Raw genomic sequence first — 19,826 nt, 5'->3', positions numbered from 1 at the left:
TGCCACCGCGGCCGCCGGCAACGGCGACCTCACATTTGGGCCCTCAGCACGTCGACCTCGCAACCCGGCGCGTACGGGTCGAAACCGTGCTGGGACAGCCAGCGGATCGCCACCAGGCTGCGCAGGGACCACCACGCGCGGATCACTTCGAGGTCGACGTCGCCGCCATAGCCGGCGACGACGTCGTCCAGGTGGTTCTCGTGCCCGAACGTCAGGATGGCCAGGTCGAACAGCGCATCGCCCCGGCCGGCCTCGGACCAGTCGATCACCCCGCTGACCCGGTCGCCGACCAGGAACACATGGTCGGCCTGCAGGTCGCCGTGGACGAAAACCGGCGTCCACGCCCGGAGTGCGGCCTCGGCGACCGCGCGGTTGCGCCGGACCAGGTCGGCAGGCAGCGCGTCGTGCGCGACGAGCCAGTCGCACTCGGCCGCGAGCTCGGCCGTCAGCCGATCCAGGCTCCGGCCGGGCCAGGGCGGCAGCGGCAGGTCGTGCAGCGACCGGACGGCCGCGCCCGCCGCCGACCACGCCGCCGGCGATGCGGTCGACGGCGTGCCGAGCCGGCCGAGCGGCGTCCCGGGGACTGCCGCGAGCGCGAGCACGGGCGGGCGCCGCCACAGCACCTCCGGCGTCGGCAACGGCACGCTGCCCATCGCCTCGACCTCGACGTCGGTCCGGGCCTGGTCGCCGTCGATCTTCAAGAAGACGTCGCCGACTCGCAGGGTCGCGCGCTCGCGATGAGCCACCACGACCTCGACCGCCTCCACGCCGGCCATTCTCGCCGGACCGGCGGTCGGGAGACGCACCGGCACGGGTGCCGGCGACGAGCACGGGACCGGCTAGGGCCGCACACTAGGCTCGGGAGGACGGGGACGATCCGAGAACGGGGGAGCTTCGATGGACGACGCCATCCGCACCGCACTCCAACACAGCCAGGTCATCGACCTGACGACGACGGGCCGCCGGACGGGCCGGCCACGACGGATCGAGATCTTCCTGCATCACGACGACGACAGCGGTCGGCTGTTCATCACCGGGATGCCCCGGGCCGACCGGACGCGCGACTGGATCTACAACATCCGGGCCGACCCCCACGTGATCCTCCACCTGAAGCAGTCCGTCGCGGCGGACGTCCCGGCAACCGCCCGCGAGATCGGCGACCCGGACGAACGGCTGCCCTACATCGAAGCAGCGGCACGGCGCTGGGGCCGGACCGACGTCACCGACATGCTCCGGCACAGCCCGCTGATCGTGCTCGGCGTCGACGACCGAGAGGCGTGATGGTGATCGCACTGGATCCCCGACCCGCACCCACCCGTCGGCAGTGAGCGGGCGGCTGCCGCGGCCCCGCACAGCCGGCGCCGGCGCCGGCTAGGGGGCGATCCGCAGCAGGACTTTGGCGGACCGGGACGGGTCCTTCGCGACCGTGAACGCCTCGATCGCGTCGGCCAACGGGTACTCGTGGGTGATGACCGGATCGACCACCAGGCTGCCGTCGGCCAGCGCGGTGATCACCTGGTCGATCTCGTCGTTGAAGCGGAACGCTCCCACCAGCTCGAGCTCGCGGGTGATGGCGAGCGAGATCGGCACCGGCTGATCGCCCGTCGGCACGAGTCCGATCATGACCACCCGGCCGCCCCGGCTGGCTCCGCGGATGGCGCTGGCCAGTCCGCGAACGTTGCCGCTGGACTCCAGCACTACATCGGCCTGGACGGCGGCGATCGCCTCCGCGTCGGCGGCGTTCAGGGTGCGGGTGGCACCCAGCGCGGTGGCGACGGCGAGCGGGTGCTCGTGCACGTCGACGGCGACGATCTCCCGGGCGCCGGCGCGCCGGAGCACCGCGACGACCAGGGCTCCGATCGGACCGGCGCCGATCACGAGTGCGGACTTTCCGGCGACGTCGCCCGCGCGCGAGACGGCGTGCCAGGCCACCGACGCGGGCTCGATCGCGGCGGCGGTGCGCAGGTCGATGCCGTCCGGCAGCGGGCGCAGCATCCGGCTCGGCAGCGTCGCGTAACGGAGGAAGGCGCCGTCGGTGTGGGGGAGTCGGGCCGCGCTGCCGAGATAGGTGCAGCCGGGGGAGATGTTCGGACGGTCCGCCGGATAGCGGGTGACGCCGTCGCCGGCGGGCGATGCCGGGTGGACGGCGACCCGCACCCCCGCGTCCGGGCCGCTGCCGTCCGCCGCCGGCCGGACGACGGTGCCGACCACCTCGTGGCCGAGCACCATGGGTGCACGCAGGATCGACTCGCCGGCGGCCCCGCTGGTCCAGTAGTGGAGGTCGGAGCCGCAGATGCCGCCGTACGCGATCTCGACGATCGCCTCGTCGGCGCTGGGCGTGCGTACCTGCACCTGGTCGATCCGTAGGTCGCCGGCGGCGTGTGCCACCACGGCGGCCGACGTGGCCGGGACGGTCATCAGACCACCGCCGTCATTCCGCCGTCGACATAGATGGTCTGCCCGTTCACGAAGTCCGAGGCGGCGGAGGACAAGAAGACGAGCGTGCCGACGAGCTCGCTCACCTGGCCCCACCGTCCGGCCGGCGTGCGCTGCGCGACCCAGGCACTGAACGCCTCGTCGTCGACGAGCGCCTGGGTGAGCTCGGTGGCGAAATAGCCGGGTGCCAGCGCGTTCACCTGGATCCCGTGCGGCCCGAGGTCGGCGCACATGCCCTGGGTGAGCATCACGATCCCGCCCTTCGTCGCGCTGTAGGGCGCGATCCCCGGGCGGGCGAGCCGGCTCTGCACCGACCCGACGTTGACGATCTTGCCGCGGCCGCGCAGGAGCATCCCGCGAGCGACCCGCCGGCCCACCAGGAAGGCGCTGGTCAGGTTGGTCGCGACCAGGTCGTTCCAGTCCTCGACGGCGAAGTCGACGAAGGGGGCTCGGCGTTGGATGCCGGCATTGTTGACGCAGACGTCGAGGGTGCCGCACGCTGCCTCGATCCGGCCGATCCCGTCGTCCACGCTCTCGGGGTCGGTCACGTCGAAGGTCTCCACCATGGTCTCGCCACCGGTCGCCGTCCGCAGCCGCTCCGCCGCGGCGTCGGCGGCGCCGGCATTGCGGCCGTGGACGACCACCCGGGCGCCGGCCTCCAGCAGGCCCTGGGCGAGCGCATAGCCGATGCCGCGGCTCGAGCCGGTGATCAGTGCGGTCCGGCCGGAGAGGTCGAACAGGTTCATCGGGCAGCCACCTTCGTCTCGCGGTTCTCGACCAGCGCGTCCGGGAGCCTGGTCAGATCCCGGCCCTTGGTCTCCGGGGTGATGAAGGTCGTGGCGAAGGTGATCGCGGCGAGCCCGAAGGCATAGATGGCCAGCGGGATCCACGAGCCGTCGTACGCCTTGATCAGCACGGCGCCGAGGACACCCGCGAGGCCGCCCGCGATCACCGCGCTGAACTCACGCGAGATCGCGACGCCCAGATAGCGGTGCTTGTTGCCGAACATCTCCGGCAGCAGGGCGCACTGGGCGCCGAGCATGGTGTTGACGCCGAACCCGATGGCGACCGCGATCACGACGATCACCAGCACCGGGTTGCCGAGTGAGATGAGATACCAGCCCGGGAAGGCGAGCACGAGCAGCACGATCGCCCCGAACCGATACACCGGGACCCGGCCGACCCGGTCGGAGATCCAGCCGGCCAGCGGGACCGAGACCATGCCGATCAAGGATGCGACCGCAACCGCGATCGGGCCGATCGACTTGCTGACCATGATCGTCCCGGTGGCGTAGGCGACCGCGAGCGAGTTGAACATGTACGAACCGCCGTTCTCGGCCATCCGCAACCCGATCCCGCGCAGCAGGCTGCCCAGCGAGCCGCCGAAGATCTCGCTGAACGGCCGGTCGGAGATCTGGTCGTTCTGCTCCAGCTCGATGAAGGTCGGGCTCTCCCGCAGCTTCATTCGGATGAACAAGGCGATCAAGATCAACACCGAGGACGCCAGGAACGGGATCCGCCAGGCCCAGCCGAGCAACACCTCCTCCGGCAGGCCGCCGAGGAAGGCGAACACGCCGGCGGCGAGCAGGGTGCCGGCCTGGATGCCGATGAAGGGCAGCGAGGCGAAGAAGCCGCGGCTCTTGACCGGGGAGTACTCCGCCATCAAGACGGTCGAGCCGGCCTGCTCGGCGCCGGCGCCGAACCCCTGGCAGAGCCGGAGGAAGACCAGCAGGATCGGAGCCCAGACCCCGATCTGCTCGTACGTCGGAAGCACGCCGACCAGGGTGGACGCGCCGCCCATCAGCAGGATCGTGACGACCAGCACCCATCTGCGGCCGAGGCGATCGCCGACGGTGCCGAAGAACAGCCCGCCCAGTGGCCGCGCGACGAACCCGACTCCGAACGTGGCGAAGCTGGCGATCAGGGCGGTGGCCGGATCGAGGTTGCTGAAGAACAGCTTCGAGAAGATCAGCGCCGAGGCGAGGCCGTACAGCGCGAAGTCGTAGTACTCGAGCGCGCTGCCGGCGGTGCTGGCCAGCGTCGCGCGCCGAAGATTGGCCGAGTACTCGGGGTCATCCGACTGCCGGACCGGTGGTGCCAGGTGATCTGCGGCCACTGACGTCATCTCCTTTGATCGAGCGGTGGGCACACGCTAACAACATGTTGAATGAAGTTCAATAGACTGAACGATACGGTGGGTCATTTTCGGCGCGAAGGGCCGTGTAGAGCCGCGCGCAGGCCGGTCTCGTGTGTTCAGCCAGTACGATGCTGTTCAGTCAGTGGAACATCGCGTACAGTGTCATCACCCTGCCATCGAAGCCCGGAGGATCTGTGACCAGCCCCGAACGCCGACTCCGCGTCGTTGTCGCCACTCCGCTGAGCGAGGACAACTGCCGACGCATCGAGGAGCTGGAGCCGCGGATCGAGCTGATCCGCGACCAGAGCCTGTATCCACCGATGCGGCACGCGGCCGACTTCTCCGGCGACCCGACATTTCGCCGTACGCCCACCCAGCGCAGCGCGTACGAGGCGATGGTCGACTCCGCCGAGGTGCTCTACGGCATCCCGGACGTCGATCCGGCGGCGCTGCGCCGGACGGCCGACGCGAACCCGGGGTTGCGCTGGGTGCAGACGATGGCCGCCGGCGGCGGCGGGCAGGTCAAGGCCGCCCGGCTGACCGCCGAGCAGCTGGGCCGGATCGCCTTCACGACGTCGGCGGGCGTTCACGGCGGCCCGCTGGCGGAGTTCGCGATCTTCGGCCTGCTCGCCGGAGCCAAAGATCTTCCCCGGCTTCTCGCGCAGCAGCGCGACCGCTCCTGGACCGGACGCTGGGAGATGCGGCAGGTCTCCGAGCTGACCGTGCTGGTGGCCGGGCTGGGCGGGATCGGGGCCGAGGTGACCCGCCGGCTCGCCGCGCTCGGCGCCCGCGTGATCGGCACCAGCCGCCGGGCGCAACCGGTCCGGCACGTCGACCGGGTGATCCGTCCCGACGAGATCGCGTCTGTCGCCGGCGAGGTCGACGCGATCATCTCGACGCTGCCCGGCACGGCCGCCACCGAGAAGCTCATCGGTGCCGAGGTGCTGGCCGCGGTCAGGCCGGGGACCATCCTGGTCAACGTCGGCCGGGGCACCGTGATCGACGAGGACGCGCTGATCGCCGCCCTGGCCGACGGGCGGATCGGCTTCGCCGCCCTGGACGTCTTCGCCGTCGAGCCGCTGCCCTCCGATAGTCCGCTCTGGGACCATCCGAACGTGCTGGTCAGCCCGCACACGGCCGCGCTCAACGTCGCCGAGGACCGGCTGATCGCGGAGCTCTTCGCCGACAACGCGGGCCGGTTCCTGGACGGCCGCGAGCTGAGGAACAGGGTGGACACCGTTGACTTCTACTGATCCCGACCGGTCACCGGCGCCGGCGGTGACCCGATCGCTCGCGATCTTGACCCTGCTCGCCGACGCCGCCGGCGAGCCGCTCGGACTCGCCGACATCGCCCGCGGCATCGGCGCGGCCAAGTCCTCCACCTCCAATCTCTGCCAGGCGCTGGAGGAGGGGGAGATGATCAGCCGCACCCCCCGCGGGTACGTCCTCGGCCGGCGCAACGTCGAGCTCGGCGGTGCCTACATCGCCCAGTTCAACCAGATGCGCGAGTTCTATGCCTTCTGCGAGACCGCGCCGCTGCTCAGCCACGAGGTCGTCCAGATCGCCATGCTGCAAGGCACCGACGCCGTCTATCTCGCCCGACACGAGGGCCGGGCGCCGATGCGGCTGACCGCCAGCATCGGCAGCCGCTATCCGGCCGCCCCGACCGCTGTCGGCAACGCGCTCCTGACCACCCTCGGCGACGCCGAGATCATCGACCGCTTCCGCGGGGCGCAGCACTTCCCGCAACTGACCGAACGCAGCGTCCGGACCGTGCCCGCCCTGCTGGCGAAGATCAAGGCGGCCCGGGAACGCGGCTACGCCATCGACGACAACGAGGTCCACCCGGGCATCTACGGGCTCGCCGTTCCGCTGCCGCCGTGGATGAGCGGCGACCAGCCGCTGGCCATGGGCACGTCGCTGATGGCGTCGGCGGCAACCCCGGACTTCGTCGCCGCGATCGTCGCCGAGTTGCGCGACGGTGTCCGCCGGCTCACCAACCCGCTCTACCGGGCGGCGCTGGCCTCGGGCTGATTGTCGGCCGGGCAGCCGATCGGCCTCGGCTGGACGCGGCGGGGAGCGCCGCTGAGATCGGCCGGCGATCCGGTCCTGCGGCGCTGGCGTCTCGTTGATCATCCGGCGAGGCCCCCGGTTTCGGACCGTTTCCGGCTGCGTCGTCATCGACAGAACGAAGCGCGAGAAAGTGGCTCAATTCGCGCGACAGCCGGCGGTCGATGGCGATAGAATGTCCTTTGTCGATTGGGAATCCGGCCCGAGAACTCGTGCGCAGAAAAGTCACCGGATGTGGGCGGAAAACCCTTGAGTCGCCTCCGATCGAGTGTCATAGTCATGCGCCATGACCACATCACAGTTCGCCTTTCCGGGCGGCCCGGAGCTGCGTCCGCTGACAGCTGACGACATCCTTCCGGCGGAGCTGCCCGGCCCACCGATCGATCAAGGCTCACCCCGGGATCCGCGTCCGGTGGTCGCCGTCGACCATGATCAACTCGTCGGGGTCGGTTGGACCTCGCTCGATCCGGTGCTCGAGCTCTACTTCGCCGAGATCAACGTCGTCGTTGATCATCGTCGGCGCGGGGTGGGAACGGCGCTGTTCAGGGCCGTATGCGCCGGCGCCGATCCGTCCTTCCCGGTCTGCGCCCGGGTGATGTCGAGCCAGCCCTGGCGGCGCGGGTTCGCCGACTCGCTCGGCTGCGTGACGCGCGTCCGTTGCCCGGAGGTGTGGATCGATCCCGTCAGCGAGCCCGGGAGGGCGTGGGCCGACCGGCAGGTGCTGCCGCCCGGGTTCCGCACGCTCCCCCTGGCCGAGGTGGACCGCGAGCTGGTGATCGGCGCCTGGGCTAGCTATTACGACTGGGCTCATCGCCCGCTCGGTGCGGTGCGGACCGAGCGCCTCCGTGAGCACTGGGACCGCTACGCCGATGGCCTCGACCCGCAGCTGTCCATGATCACGACCGACGAGCCCGGAACCGTGGTCGCGTTCAGTCTGGTCACGCCGGACGGCTGGCAGGGTCGGACGTTCGTCGTCGCGGAGACCGCCGATCCCGCGCAGCCCGACGGCGACGCCCTGCTGACCGCAACGGTGGCCGCCTCGATCCGGGCGCTGGCTCGTCGCGGCACCCGCCTGGTCGAGCTGGAGGGACACGCCACCGACCCCCACTCGCCGGCGCTGGCGCGGAGCCTGCCGCCCGGCGGCAGCGACCCGATGGAGATCGTCGAGCTGACCCGATCGGCGCAATCAGTCGCCGCCCGGTGCTCCTCCACCGCCGCGTAGCGCGGCCACCACCCGTGGCCCGCCGAGCACGCGGCTCCAGCAGGTCGGCAGCCGTACGCCACTGCCCGAAGGTGCAGGCCGGACTGCCCTCGGTCGCGCGCGTTGGCTCGGCGACGGCGGCCGGAACATCGGGTAGACCCGAGGAGTGCGGCGCGAGCGGATGACCGAGCGACGGTACGACCCTGACGCGTCGGCCCGAACGACGGGCGGTGGGTGGCGACCACGCCGGCCGACCGAACCGGACCTCGCGCCGGCCGCTGGTCGTGCAGCCAGCCGTGCGGTCGCCCACCGGGCGGGTGCGCTGCTCGATCTCCAGCGGTGGGCCGGCAATCAGGCGGTAGCCGCACTCGCCGGCCCGGCGGGCCGGCCCCGGCCGGGCGTGCTGCAACGGCAGCCCGCGCCGGCCGGACCGATGACCCGCGATCGATTCGTCGAGACGCTGCGGAGCCGCTACGGCGTCGCGCGGGTCCGCGCCGGCACATTCGCCGAGCAACAAGGGGTGAACAACCGGCCGAACGTCGCACCGGGCGGCCGACTGACCGAGCGCGTCTGGCAGCCATGGGATCCCGGCGCAACCTCGGACGTCTACGAGTCGATCCTCACCGCGTTCGGCGATCTCGAGTCGGCGTTCGGCGGGATTCCGCCGGTCGATGAGTTGTTGTTCTTCGATACCGCCTACGACGTCGATCCGGCGACCCACGCCGTGGTCCCGGTGGCCGGGGTCGGGGCGGACTTCGGCGCCGGCCACCTCAGCGTCTACCGCGCCGGCGTCAGCGGCGGGATCGGAACACGCAAAGGTATTCCCGTCGGCCGGAGCAGTTCAACCGGCCGTTACCCGACGGTGGTAGCCGGCATGCGTGGCCGGGGTAGCGATCCCGGGGCGCCGATCCCGCTCCCGTCGGCGGCGGAGAACACCGGGCGGATCATCACCCACGAGCTCGGCCACGGCGTGGCCGAGCAGGCGATGGCGGCGGACCCGGCGATGTTCACCCAGTACCGGCTGGCGGTCGGCTGGGTCGGCGACGAGCTGTTCGACATCGGCATTCCGGAGGTCCGCCAGGCCCTCGCGGCCGGCGTCCGACCGCCCGCGACGGTCCAGCAGACCCGCGGCGGTCGGCAGGGCACCCAGCGCACGCAGATCACCCGCGACGATTGGAACAACCCGCAGTGGATCGAGCAGCCGGTGAGCGAGTACTCGGTGGCCGGCGGTGCCGGAGAGGACTTTGCCGAGGCGGTGATGGCGTTCGTCAACACCCGCGACGTGCTGGCGGCCCGGTCACCCGCTCGTCTGCAGTTCCTCGAGTCGCATCGGCAGAGCTGGCTACGGTTCTTCAGGGTCAGACCGCCGGTGGGCGACTTCCCCACACCGTCCGGGCCAGAGCGAGTCGCCTGACGCTGCTCCGATGGCCCTGACCGTGCTGCGAACGCCGTGACCGTACCCTGAGTGGCATGGCAGCGACCCCCGGCTCGGGCCGACCGGTGGATCGGCGTGACCCCGCGTGGGCAGACCACGTCACGCCCGAGTGGCGACCCACCGGACGCCGTCGAGCTCGGCAGACTGCCCCCGATTTTCCGCCGGCGGTGACCGAGCTGTGCTCGTGGCCGGCCCAGACGGCGCTGCTGGTGGCCGACGAGCCCTACCCGACCGCGGTCGATGCGGTTCGGCGGGTCGGCTTCACGGTCGTCGTGGTCGATCCGGAGACCCCGGCGGAACAGCTGGCCGGGCTCGATCCGTTCACGTACGTCCTGATCGGACCGGAGATCCTGCGCCGGGATTCCTGTGTCGAGTTGCTCGAGGCCCTGCGCGATACCAGCCCCATCGCCCGGTTCCTCCTGCTGGCCGGCCAGGACGTGGACGCTCCCACCCTGCTGGCCGCCATTCGGGCGGGCGTTCAGGAGGTGCTGGATCCGCATGATCAGATCACCCTGCTGACCACCCTCCGGATCCAGGTCGATCGGGCCGCGCGCACTCGTGAGCGGGTGCTGGCGGTGGGCGCGCACCCGGACGATGTGGAGATCGGTTGCGCGGGTGCGCTGCTGGAGCACCGGCGGCAGGGGGACCGCGTCTCGGTGCTGACCCTCAGTCGCGGTGCCGTCGGCGGTGACGCGGGGGATCGGGTCGTGGAGGCCACGACGGCGGCGGGCCTGATCGGGGCGCAGCTGCTTCTCGGCGACCTTCCCGACACCAAGGTGAGTGCGGGCATCGACACGATCTCGTTGATCGAGGCGGTGATCGCGGCGCTGGAGCCCACCACCGTCTACGTGCACTCCCCGCACGACACGCATCAAGATCATCGCGCGGTGCATGCCGCCACGATGAGCGCGGCGCGGGCCGTGCCGACGATGATGGCCTATCAGTCCCCGTCGGCCAACAACCGCTTCCTTCCGACGGCATTCGTCCCGATCGACCGGGTGGTCCGGCTCAAGCTCCGGGTGCTCGCCTGCCACGCCTCCCAGGCCGGCCGTAGCTACCTGGACGCGGACACGGTCGTGTCGACCGCACGCTACTGGGGCCGGCACGTCGCGCCACCGGCCCGCTACGCCGAGCCCTTCGAGGTGTTGCGGGCGATCGATCACATCGGCGGCCCTCCGGCGCCGGCGGCCGACCTCGCGCCGTCGCTGGGCGAGGAGGGACCGGACCGCGAGTGAGCAGTCGCCGAGGTGAGCCGGCGCCTCCTCGACGGCGGCGGCGGGTGCGCCGGCCAGTCGATGGCAGGCCGGACTCCGGATGGTCACGATGAAGCCGGTCCGCGCGTGGGCCCGGTTCGACGACCTGATCACCGGTTCCGCACTGCTCTGCCCGCAGCCCGATCGGGTGCTCGTGGCCGATCGAGCCGCGGACGTACGGCCGGTGTTGGAGCAGGTGCAGCGGGCCACCGACGCCGGCCGGTGGGCGTTCGGCTACGTCGCGTACGAGGCCGCGGCGGGCCTCGACCCGAGTCTGGCCGTGCACGACACGACGCCGTTCGGCATTCCGCTGGCCTGGTTCGGTCTCTGCGACCGGCCCACGGCCGTCCCCGCGCTGCAGCCGCCACCGGATGCCGAGGCGCCCGATCCGGGTGTGTCGTGGCAACCGCTGTGGACGGCCGCCGGCCACGCCGCGCGGGTGGAGGTGATCAAGGACCAAATCGCCCGGGGCGAGACCTACCAGTGCAATCTGACCGAACGGCTGACCGGCGGGCTCGATGGCGATCCGTACGAGCTGTATCGCACCCTGGCACTCGGCCAACGCGGTGCCCACAACGCCTACCTCGACCTCGGTGCAGTCGTCATCGCGAGCGCGAGTCCGGAGCTGTTCTTCGAGCGCCGCGGAGATCTGCTGACGCTGCGCCCGATGAAGGGCACGTCGCGCCGCGGCCGGTTCCCCGCCGAGGACCGGCAGCGGGCGGCGGAGCTCTGCGGCAGCGCGAAGGAGCGGGCCGAGAACCTGATGATCGTCGACCTGATGCGCAATGACGTGTCCCGGATCGCCGAGGTCGGAACGGTCGCGGTGCCCAGACTGTTCGCCGTCGAACGCTACGAAACCGTGCTGCAGTTGACCTCCGACGTGACGGCGCGGCTCCGGCCAGGCACCGGCCTCGCGGAGATCTTCACCGCGCTCTTCCCGTGCGGTTCGGTCACCGGGGCACCGAAGGCCAGCTCGATGAAGATCATCCGTTCCGTCGAGGCGGAACCGCGCGGCGTCTACTGCGGGGCGATCGGCCTCGTCTCTCCTCCCGACGAGCCGGTGCGGGCCCGGTTCAGCGTCGCCATCCGGACCGCCGTCGTCGACGTCCCGACACGGCGCGCCGTGTACGGCACCGGCGGAGGCATCACCTGGGACTCGAACCCGGCGGCCGAGCACGCGGAGATCCGGGTGAAGGCGGCCCTGCTGCGAACGCGACCGGTCGCCTTCCAGCTGCTCGAGACCATGCGCGTCGAGGGCGGCTCGATCCACAACGGCGATCTGCACCTGGAGCGAATCGCGTCCTCGGCCGAGCATCTCGGCTTCCGGTTCGACGGTTCGCGGGTCAGCGGGCTGCTCCGTGAGCGGCTGAGCGGCCGGCCTGACCCCGCGCGGGTGCGGCTGCTGCTGGATCGCGACGGCACCGTCCACGTCGACGTCACCCCCATCCCCCCGGCGCCCGCAACCGTCGTGCTGGCCGTGGACGACGAACCGGTCGATCCGGAGCTGTGGTGGCTGCACCACAAGACGACGCTGCGCCGGGAGTACGACCGCCGTCGCGATCGCCGGCCGGAGGTCGACGACGTGATCATGGTCAACACGGCGGGTGAGCTGACCGAGGTCACCCGCAGCACACTGGCGGTGCGGATCGGCGACCAGTGGTGGACACCGCCCCGCGAGGTCGGTTGTCTCCCGGGCGTCGAGCGCGCCCGGTTGCTCGCCGGCGGAGTGCTGCGCGAACGGCGGCTGACCGTGGCGGAGCTCACCGGGGCACAGGGACTCGCGGTGCTGAGCTCGCTTCGCGGCTGGCGCTCGGCCCGCCTCGACTCGGCCTGAACGGGCCGGCACAACCTGCTCGTCGATGTGGTGGTGGGGGATACCGTGCTCTATGACCCTAAGGAGCCCGTCGTGACGCTTGAGTCGACACCGAGGCACGCAATCTCGGGACACCTCCCAACCGAGACACGCTGATCTGAGATGGCACTGAGCACGCTGGACATGTTCTCGGTCGGGATCGGACCGTCCTCGTCGCACACCGTCGGCCCGATGCGGGCCGCCGCCCTGTTCACCGACGGGCTTCGCGCGGACGGCCTGCTGAGTGACGTCGGTCGCGTACAGGCCGAGTTGTTCGGCTCGCTGGGAGCCACCGGGCACGGCCACGGCTCGGACAAAGCGGTCATCCTCGGCCTGCAGGGGGCCAGGCCAGAAACCGTCGACACCGACACCGCCGACGATGTGGTCCGTGCCGCGACCGGCTCGGGACGGCTGCTCCTGGCCGGGACGCACCCGGTGCCGTTCACCCGCACCGACGACGTGATCATGCACCGGCGGCGGAGCCTGCCGGCGCACCCGAACGGGATGATGTTCCGCGCCCTCGATGCCGCCGGCACGGTGCTGCGGGAGAGCACCTACTACTCGGTCGGCGGCGGCTTCGTGGTCGACGAGCACGCGGCCGGAGTGGACAAGATCGTCGAGGACAGCACTCCGGTGCGCTATCCCTTCACCACCGGGGCGCAGCTGTTGGACATCTGCCGCCGCGAGCGCCTCCGGGTCAGCGACGTGATGCTCGCCAACGAGTTGTCCTGGCGGACCGAGGAGCAGCTGCGGGCCGAGTTGCTGCACATCTGGGCGGTGATGAAGCAGTGCGTGCACAACGGCTGTACCCGGACCGAGAAGGTCCTGCCGGGCGGGCTGCGGGTGCCGCGCCGAGCCCCGAAGCTGCTCGCCGACCTCGAGGCCACCCACGACGAGACGGACCCGATCCGGGCGATGGACTGGGTCAACCTCTATGCGCTCGCGGTGAACGAGGAGAACGCCTCGGGCGGCCGGATCGTGACCGCCCCGACCAACGGCGCGGCCGGCATCGTGCCGGCCGTGCTGCACTACTACGACACCTTCGTCCGCTCCGGCGACGACGACGCTGTGGTCCGGTTCCTGCTCACCGCCGCGGCGGTGGGGATCTTGTTCAAGGAGAACGCGTCCATCTCCGGCGCCGAGGTCGGCTGCCAGGGCGAGGTCGGCTCCGCTTGCGCGATGGCCGCCGGCGGACTGTGCGAGATCCTCGGCGGGACCCCGGCCCAGGTCGAGAACGCCGCCGAGATCGGCATCGAGCACAACCTCGGACTCACCTGCGACCCGGTCGGCGGCCTGGTGCAGATCCCGTGCATCGAGCGCAACGCCATGGGCAGCATGAAGGCGATCAATGCCGCCCGGATCGCGCTCCGCGGTGACGGCAGCCACAAGGTATCGCTGGACAAGGCGATCAAGACGATGCGGGAGACCGGTGCCGATATGAAGATCAAATACAAGGAGACGTCGCGCGGCGGACTGGCCGTCAACGTGATCGAGTGCTGATCGGCCGAGCGGGCGGTCTCGGCAGGGAGTGAGCCGGCCGGGAACGAGCGAGAAGGGCAGGCGATGAGGGGCAGGCGACCGGGCGACGCCTCGCACCAGCTTCAGCATGTCGTGGCGCTGACGACTCCCTCCGATCCGCTGCCGAGCGCGGTGGAGGTCGCGGTGATCGGCGGCGGGATCATCGGGGTGAGCATCGCCTACCATCTCGCGGCTGCCGGCGTGGCCGGCGTGCTCGTGATCGAGCGGAACAGCCTCGGCTCCGGCTCGTCGGCCAAGCCGTTGGGCGGTGTCCGGGCCACGTTCTCCGATCCGGGCAACATCAGGCTCGGCCTGCGCAGTCTCGGCGCGTTCGAGGACTTCTGCACCACCTGCGGGGCGGAAATCGGGCTGCACCAGGTGGGCTACCTGTTCTTGTGCCGTTCGGCGAGTGAGCTCGCCGCGGTCGAGGCGAGCGTTCGGCTACAGAACGAGCTCGGTTGCGACAGCCGGATGATCAGCCCCGACGAGGCGTACGAGCTCAACCCGTTCCTCGACCCCTCGCGTCTGCTCGGCGCCTCCTTCTCGCCCCGCGACGGCTACGCCGAGCCGGCTCTGGTGGTGGCCGGCTATGCGGCCGCCGCCAGCCGGTACGGCGCCCGGTTCGCCGAACACACCGAGGTCTTCGAGCTCGGCACCGGCGCGGACGGCGTGCACCGGATCCTCACCCGCAGGGGTGAGCTGCGGGCGAACGCGGTGGTGATCGCGGCCGGCGCCTGGTCCACCCGCCTCGGAGCGATGCTCGGCCTGCACCTGCCGATCGAGCCCGTCCGCCGGCAGATCGGCTTCACCCCCCAACGGCCCGAGCCGCACCCGACGGTCCCGTTCACGCTGGACCTGTCCACCACCTTGTACTTCCACAACTATCGCAACGGGCTGCTGCTCGGAATCTCCGACGCCGAGGAGGAGCCGGGTCTGTGCCGGGAGTTCAGCTACGGCTGGACCCGGGCGTTCGACGCCGCCGCGGAGGTCGTCGCGCCAGCGCTGGCCCACCAGCCGCTGGTCGGCGGCTGGGCCGGGCTGTACGAGAACAGCCCCGACCACAACGCCATGATCGGCCGGGCCGACGTGCCGGGTGTCTTCTACGCCACCGGATTCTCCGGTCACGGCTTCCTGCAGGGGCCGGCCGTGGGGGAGATCGTCCGTGACCTCTATCTCGGCCGGGAACCCTTCATGGATCCGACGCCGTTCAGCGCCGACCGTTTCGCCGCCCATGGGACTCGGCTCGACGAGGTCCACATCATCTGACTTCGCTCCGGTCGACGCCCTCGCTGCCCTCGCCGACGATGATGTCTGCCGCGATCCGTCGGCCGCCGACTCGCCGCCGGCGCCGGCGACGGTAGCCGGCCGGTGGTCCGGGCCTGCGTAGGCGCCGAGCGTCGACGGAGGTCATTGGACGGCGGAGGTGAGCCGCATGACGTTGTCCAGCCATCGCTGGGACAGTGGACGCTTCTTCCACTCCTCCAGCGTCATCTCGCGAGACAACGAGCGGTACAGGTCCTCGACCTCGCGCATCTTGGCGACGAAGGACGGGCCCGTGCACATCATCGATACCTCGAAGTCGAGGTTGAACGACCTGATGTCCATGTTGGACGAGCCGATCACGGCGGTGTGATCGTCGACCGAGAAGTGCTTGGCGTGCAGCACGTAGGGATACGGGTACATGAAGATCCGGACGCCGGCCTCGAGCAGATACCGGTAGTACGAGCACTGGGCGTGGGAGACCATGAACTGCTCACCGCGTTCGCTGACGAACAGCTCGACCGCAACACCGCGCTGAGCGGCGGTGGTGATCGCGTACAACAGCGAGTCGTCCGGCACGAAGTAGGGACTGGTGATCGACAGCCGCTGCTGCGCCCCGTAGATCAGCGTGTTGAACAGGCGGAGATTGTTCTCGTCCGGGAACCCGGGACCGCTCGGCACGATCTGGCAGGTCAGGTCGCCGAAGCCATCGGCGAACTCCTGCGGCCGGACGTAGTCCACCAGCTGCTCCTTGGACTCGATGAACCAGTCGGAGGCAAACACGAGGTTGATGGTTTGCACGACAGGTCCTTCGACCCTGGTGGTGAGTTCACGCCACTGGCGGCCTTCCGCTTCGAGCTTCTTCTTGTGGTAGCTGGAGTCGATCATGTTCTGAGACCCCACGAACGCCGATCGCCCGTCGACGACGACGATCTTGCGGTGGTTCCTCAAGTCCGGACGGCGAAACTCGCCCTTCAGGGGCCGGATCGGCAGCATCGGACGCCACTCGATGCCGGCCTGGTCGAACGTCGCCAGCAACTCCTTGTGGCCCGGCAGGCCGTTGGTGGAGAGATGGTCGAACAGGACGCGAACCTTGACGCCTCGCGCGGCAACCTCCAACAGCGCCTGGAAGAACGGTTCCGTTGTGCTGTCGCGGCACATCATGAAGTACTCGACGTGGACGAAGTGTTGTGCCGTGCGGACGAGGTCCGCCTTCGCTTGGATCGACTCCTCGTATACGTGGAACAACTCCGCCGAGTTGTTGGTCACGCTGGGCAGCCAGCCAAGCCTCCGATTGAGCACCATCGCCGAGTCCAGCCAGGCGGGTCGGTCGGGAGACGGCGCCAGCGGTGGGATGTGCGCGAGACCGCTCTGAATCAATTGTCCCGCCACGTGCTGTTCATCACGACGCTTCCGGGGCACATGGGTGCTGCCGATCAAGAGGAAGAACAGCAGACCGACCACCGGCACCAAGAAGATGAACAGCAGCCACGCCATCGCTGAACCAGGGCGCCGCCGCTCCGGCACCAAACCCAAGACGATGACATTGATCAGGAAGATGAGCAGTGCGACCAACAGCGACCAGATCATCGCGACGATTCCCTCCAGGTGTACGACAAGAAACCACGTGCAGCGGGGGACTCGCCTTCTGCCGACCCGAATCTGCGCGGTGCCAGGGTCCAGCGGGCCGAGCAAACCGGCCCGGACAGCTGCCGCTGCCGGCGCCGAAGCCACCCCGGCGGAGCTGTCGACGCTGCGCTGGTCACAGCGTCGGTCGGCGGGTCGACCGTCCTGGGCGGCGAGGCGTCGCGGCGCGAATGAGGCAACATTGCGCACATCATCGTCCGTCCGATGCGACCAGGCGGAGCATTTGGGGAATCCGGACAAGAATTGCTTGTCTCCGCCGGCCGTGCCGGCATCGTCGGCCGCGGCCGTACGACCACCTGCGTCACCGGTCAGCAGGGCCGCGCCGACACCCAGCCGAGCCGCTCCCCAAGCAGCGATCACCCCTGCGGGCGCCGCCGATCACGGCCAGGTCGGCCCGCGGCATCGCTACGAGTCTCGTTGACGGCATCCGCTCTTCCTCGATGTCGAGATCACTGTTATCCAGCGAGCATGAGGACCTCGACGGCTTCGCGCCACACCCGGCCCGGGTGAATCATGGCCAAACTGCCAAACACCTCGTCGAAGGGCTGGCAGCCGGCTCCGCCTGGTCAGGCCAACCTCGCTCGCAGGCTCGAGAGGAGTGTCCATCCGGGCATGGGGAGTTTCTGCACGTGCCAGGCCTCGCCGGGGATCTGGGTCCAGGAGCCGACCGTCACCTGCCCTGTGACGATGTCGAGCTGGTACGGGGCCGTCTGGATCGTCCATCTGTCGTCGATCCAGAACAACGGCTTCGGGTTGGGTTCCCTCGCTTCGATGGTGCGGTGGACGACGGCGGCGAGCAGTGTCCCGTCGTCGCACGGGCTCAGTGAGATCAGTCCCAGGAGTGGGGGTTTGAAGTTCTGGGGCCAGCCCTGGTAATAGATGTTCGTGGAGTTGTCGCCTAGCTCGAGGTGCTCTCCGAGGAGAGAATCCGGCAGCCTCGGGTAGGTCAGCCAACCCGGCGCCGGTCGAGTGCCTTTGAGGTGGCTCAGCACAGAGGCGTGGGACACGACGGCGAAGCCGTACGGCTGGTAGAGCCACAAGAATGTCTGGTCCACGGCGAGGCCCGTGCACGGTCCCCAACCGGCCGGCCCGGGGATGTAGTGGTCCTGGTTGCCGGTGTTGACGTAGATGTCGGTGGAATCGCGCATGGACGCGTAGAGCAGCCGGTCCGCGCCACCGGGTGGGATCGCTGCCTCGTCCGCATCACCGGCCGCCGATACGGGGCTGGCCACGGCCCGGATCGTCCCGACGGCCCACTTCGTCTGTGGCCACCAGTTCACCCGTTCGAGCGGCGCGGTGAAGTCGTCCTTGGCCGGCATGGTCCAGGCCATGACGCTACCGGGTGCGCCCGTGCCTTCTGCGGTGCCGGCGTAGACGTCGAGGCCCTTGTCCGTCTGCCCCTCCGCCCAGATGTCGGTGAACGCAGGCGTGAAGTTGTCCAGAACCTGGCTGGTGCCGTCGACTGACCCCGTGTCCGCGTGTACCCAGAGGTGGTCCACCCAGTGGCTGGAGCCGGGATACTCGCTGCTCGTGCTCTTGAGCACGAAGCAGTGGTAGGAGGGCTCGAAGTTGAAGTCTTCGGAGACCTGGCCATCGCGGATCACCGTCGCCGCATCGGGGACGAGCATGAGCTGGTGGTAATAGTTTCGGTCGCTGACGTCGTTCCATTTGCCGCTCTTGACGTTCTGCGGACCGGTGACGAACTTCAGCGCGTGGTTCTTTGCCGTGATGCCGTAGAGGCCCCATCGTTGCGCGACGCCGGTCAGAACCCGAAGGGCAGGAAGCACGATCTTGTTGCAGGAGCTGTACTCCTTCCTCCGTTCGTCGAGCAGCGAAGCGAGATCTTCGAGCGCGTTCGAGAGATCCCTCCGGTCGCTCTCCTCCAGAGTCGTGAATTTCGGGTCGACGTCGTGCATCCGCGCGGCCATGTCGTCGGACTGGACTACCACGGTGATGGTCGTCATCGTGCTCAGCATGTCCGAGTAGGTCTTGCACCAGACGCCTAGAACGGTCGGCCAGAGCGCCACGTTGTGATTCTTGGCATCCTTGAGGTACTCCAGCACCTTCCAGTTCTCGAACGACGAAGCGGCGTCGTGCATGCTTTTGGCCGCCAGAGCGTAATGGGCCGTTCCGATTCCGCGCTGGCACCTGAGAAAGTCATCGTGTGTACGAACGGGCTGCGCCAACAGCTTCTGCAGGTCCGCTGCCTGGTCGAAAAGGGTCATTGCATACGCGAGGACGTCGTCGTGGACGGCTTTGATGCCCTGCAGCTCGGTCCGGGCATTGAGCTCCTCCAGCATCTTCTGGAACTTGGCGAGGTCGGACTCCTCCTTCGGCCCGAAGCATCGCAGGATCTGGCCGACGACTGAGAAGAAGGCGCCGACCAGCGCGCCCTCGGGCCCGGCGGCGTTGAGGAAGGTGCTGATGAGTGGCGCCATCGAGGCGCAGATGTCCATGATCTCGGCCACACCGTTGATCGCGTCACCCTTGCTGAAGGCCTTGATCGCCGAGATGACGCTCTTGGTGATCGCCGGGGCGGCCTTGGCGATCCCGTCAGCGACCTCCTTGGCCCGCTTGCGCTCGTCGGCGGTCTTCTTCTCGTCGTTCTCGATGGCACGGGCATCGGTGTAGCTCTTGTTGACCTTGTCGATCTTGTCCTGCCACGCCAACACCTCCTCCGGGTCCATGCCGGAGATCTGCATCTCTCGGAGGAGTTCGAGGTTCTTCCGGACGTAATCGTCCTGGGCGCTCATCGACGGCTGCCCTCGCCAGGGTGGACGGCGGGGGTCCCCGACGCTGCTCCGGATGTCGGGACAGCAGCGACGCCGAGATGGGCGTCGACACTCTGCGAAGACCGGCGGCACATCATGCCGCCGTCGACCTGGCCACCGCCCGGTCGTGACTCAACTGCCATCGAACAACCCATCGAACCCGACCCCTTCGGCGTCACGATGAGTCGAACCATCGCGCGGCGGACACAGCCCGTCACGTCGAGACCGATCGGACGCCGCCGTCAT

Annotated in this window: 15 protein-coding genes; 9 read left to right on the top strand and 6 right to left on the bottom strand. The window is 69.6% G+C overall.

Going from position 1 to position 19,826, the window contains the following annotated elements; all coding sequences use genetic code 11:
• Positions 1 to 29: 29 nt before the first annotated feature.
• The gene (locus ABD747_RS19860) at positions 30 to 776 is read right to left on the bottom strand and encodes a phosphotransferase family protein (protein WP_425562561.1); all 747 of its coding nucleotides are present in this window, start codon (positions 774 to 776) and stop codon (positions 30 to 32) included.
• A 121-nt stretch (positions 777 to 897) separates the two neighbouring features.
• Between ABD747_RS19860 and ABD747_RS19855 the strand changes: the two genes are divergently transcribed.
• Positions 898 to 1,281: a nitroreductase family deazaflavin-dependent oxidoreductase gene (locus ABD747_RS19855; protein WP_344807855.1), complete on the top strand. Its 384-nt coding sequence runs from the start codon at positions 898 to 900 to the stop codon at positions 1,279 to 1,281.
• Positions 1,282 to 1,371: 90 nt separating this feature from the next.
• On the opposite strand, the gene ABD747_RS19850 is transcribed toward ABD747_RS19855, so the two are convergent.
• From ABD747_RS19850 to ABD747_RS19840, 3 genes are read right to left on the bottom strand one after another with little or no spacing between them, the layout of a single operon-like run.
• Entirely contained in the window at positions 1,372 to 2,418 is a 1,047-nt protein-coding gene (locus ABD747_RS19850) for an L-idonate 5-dehydrogenase (protein WP_344807853.1), read from the bottom strand.
• The gene (locus ABD747_RS19845) at positions 2,418 to 3,182 is read right to left on the bottom strand and encodes an SDR family oxidoreductase (RefSeq protein ID WP_344807851.1); all 765 of its coding nucleotides are present in this window, start codon (positions 3,180 to 3,182) and stop codon (positions 2,418 to 2,420) included. The genes ABD747_RS19850 and ABD747_RS19845 overlap by 1 nt, the downstream gene beginning before the upstream one ends.
• Positions 3,179 to 4,552, bottom strand: coding sequence for an MFS transporter (locus ABD747_RS19840; RefSeq protein WP_344807849.1), 1,374 nt, complete (start codon positions 4,550 to 4,552; stop codon positions 3,179 to 3,181). The genes ABD747_RS19845 and ABD747_RS19840 overlap by 4 nt, the downstream gene beginning before the upstream one ends.
• A 215-nt stretch (positions 4,553 to 4,767) precedes the next feature.
• On the opposite strand from ABD747_RS19840, the gene ABD747_RS19835 reads away from it, so the two are divergent.
• From ABD747_RS19835 to ABD747_RS19800, 8 genes are all read left to right on the top strand, one after another.
• Positions 4,768 to 5,826 (top strand): D-2-hydroxyacid dehydrogenase, encoded by a 1,059-nt coding sequence (locus ABD747_RS19835; RefSeq protein ID WP_344807847.1) that lies wholly within the window; start codon positions 4,768 to 4,770, stop codon positions 5,824 to 5,826.
• A 25-nt stretch (positions 5,827 to 5,851) separates the two neighbouring features.
• The gene (locus ABD747_RS19830) at positions 5,852 to 6,607 is read left to right on the top strand and encodes an IclR family transcriptional regulator (protein ID WP_344807845.1); all 756 of its coding nucleotides are present in this window, start codon (positions 5,852 to 5,854) and stop codon (positions 6,605 to 6,607) included.
• A 322-nt stretch (positions 6,608 to 6,929) separates the two neighbouring features.
• The gene (locus tag ABD747_RS19825) at positions 6,930 to 7,865 is read left to right on the top strand and encodes a GNAT family N-acetyltransferase (RefSeq protein WP_344807843.1); all 936 of its coding nucleotides are present in this window, start codon (positions 6,930 to 6,932) and stop codon (positions 7,863 to 7,865) included.
• A gap of 160 nt (positions 7,866 to 8,025) precedes the next feature.
• Positions 8,026 to 9,258, top strand: coding sequence for a hypothetical protein (locus tag ABD747_RS19820; protein WP_344807841.1), 1,233 nt, complete (start codon positions 8,026 to 8,028; stop codon positions 9,256 to 9,258).
• A 56-nt stretch (positions 9,259 to 9,314) separates the two neighbouring features.
• Positions 9,315 to 10,514, top strand: a complete 1,200-nt coding sequence (locus ABD747_RS19815; RefSeq protein ID WP_344807839.1) for a PIG-L deacetylase family protein — start codon at positions 9,315 to 9,317, stop codon at positions 10,512 to 10,514.
• Between the two features lie 88 nt (positions 10,515 to 10,602).
• Positions 10,603 to 12,366, top strand: coding sequence for an aminodeoxychorismate synthase component I (gene pabB / locus ABD747_RS19810; protein WP_344807837.1), 1,764 nt, complete (start codon positions 10,603 to 10,605; stop codon positions 12,364 to 12,366).
• Between the two features lie 141 nt (positions 12,367 to 12,507).
• Entirely contained in the window at positions 12,508 to 13,884 is a 1,377-nt protein-coding gene (locus tag ABD747_RS19805; protein ID WP_344807835.1) for an L-serine ammonia-lyase, read from the top strand.
• 63 nt (positions 13,885 to 13,947) lie between these two features.
• Positions 13,948 to 15,168, top strand: coding sequence for an NAD(P)/FAD-dependent oxidoreductase (locus tag ABD747_RS19800; RefSeq protein ID WP_344807833.1), 1,221 nt, complete (start codon positions 13,948 to 13,950; stop codon positions 15,166 to 15,168).
• Between the two features lie 141 nt (positions 15,169 to 15,309).
• Here ABD747_RS19800 and cls read toward each other — a convergent pair whose 3' ends face one another.
• Entirely contained in the window at positions 15,310 to 16,752 is a 1,443-nt protein-coding gene (cls, locus tag ABD747_RS19795) for a cardiolipin synthase (protein WP_344807831.1), read from the bottom strand.
• 623 nt (positions 16,753 to 17,375) lie between these two features.
• Positions 17,376 to 19,562 carry a hypothetical protein gene (locus tag ABD747_RS19790; protein ID WP_344807829.1) on the bottom strand — a complete coding sequence of 729 codons (2,187 nt, stop codon included), beginning with the start codon at positions 19,560 to 19,562 and terminating at the stop codon, positions 17,376 to 17,378.
• Positions 19,563 to 19,826 lie beyond the last annotated feature (264 nt).

The organism is Microlunatus ginsengisoli (genome assembly GCF_039537205.1).
GTDB lineage: Bacteria > Actinomycetota > Actinomycetes > Propionibacteriales > Propionibacteriaceae > Microlunatus > Microlunatus ginsengisoli.
This window is presented reverse-complemented; position numbering and strand designations above follow the sequence as displayed.

Coding starts and splice junctions, on each gene's coding strand:
- ABD747_RS19860 (WP_425562561.1), bottom strand. CDS start 776: ATGGCCGGCGTGGAGGCGGTCGAGGTCGTGGTGGCTCATCGCGAGCGC.
- ABD747_RS19855 (WP_344807855.1), top strand. CDS start 898: ATGGACGACGCCATCCGCACCGCACTCCAACACAGCCAGGTCATCGAC.
- ABD747_RS19815 (WP_344807839.1), top strand. CDS start 9,315: ATGGCAGCGACCCCCGGCTCGGGCCGACCGGTGGATCGGCGTGACCCC.
- pabB (WP_344807837.1), top strand. CDS start 10,603: ATGAAGCCGGTCCGCGCGTGGGCCCGGTTCGACGACCTGATCACCGGT.
- ABD747_RS19790 (WP_344807829.1), bottom strand. CDS start 19,562: ATGAGCGCCCAGGACGATTACGTCCGGAAGAACCTCGAACTCCTCCGA.
- ABD747_RS19850 (WP_344807853.1), bottom strand. CDS start 2,418: ATGACCGTCCCGGCCACGTCGGCCGCCGTGGTGGCACACGCCGCCGGC.
- ABD747_RS19820 (WP_344807841.1), top strand. CDS start 8,026: ATGACCGAGCGACGGTACGACCCTGACGCGTCGGCCCGAACGACGGGC.
- ABD747_RS19825 (WP_344807843.1), top strand. CDS start 6,930: ATGACCACATCACAGTTCGCCTTTCCGGGCGGCCCGGAGCTGCGTCCG.
- ABD747_RS19800 (WP_344807833.1), top strand. CDS start 13,948: ATGAGGGGCAGGCGACCGGGCGACGCCTCGCACCAGCTTCAGCATGTC.
- ABD747_RS19845 (WP_344807851.1), bottom strand. CDS start 3,182: ATGAACCTGTTCGACCTCTCCGGCCGGACCGCACTGATCACCGGCTCG.
- cls (WP_344807831.1), bottom strand. CDS start 16,752: ATGATCTGGTCGCTGTTGGTCGCACTGCTCATCTTCCTGATCAATGTC.
- ABD747_RS19805 (WP_344807835.1), top strand. CDS start 12,508: ATGGCACTGAGCACGCTGGACATGTTCTCGGTCGGGATCGGACCGTCC.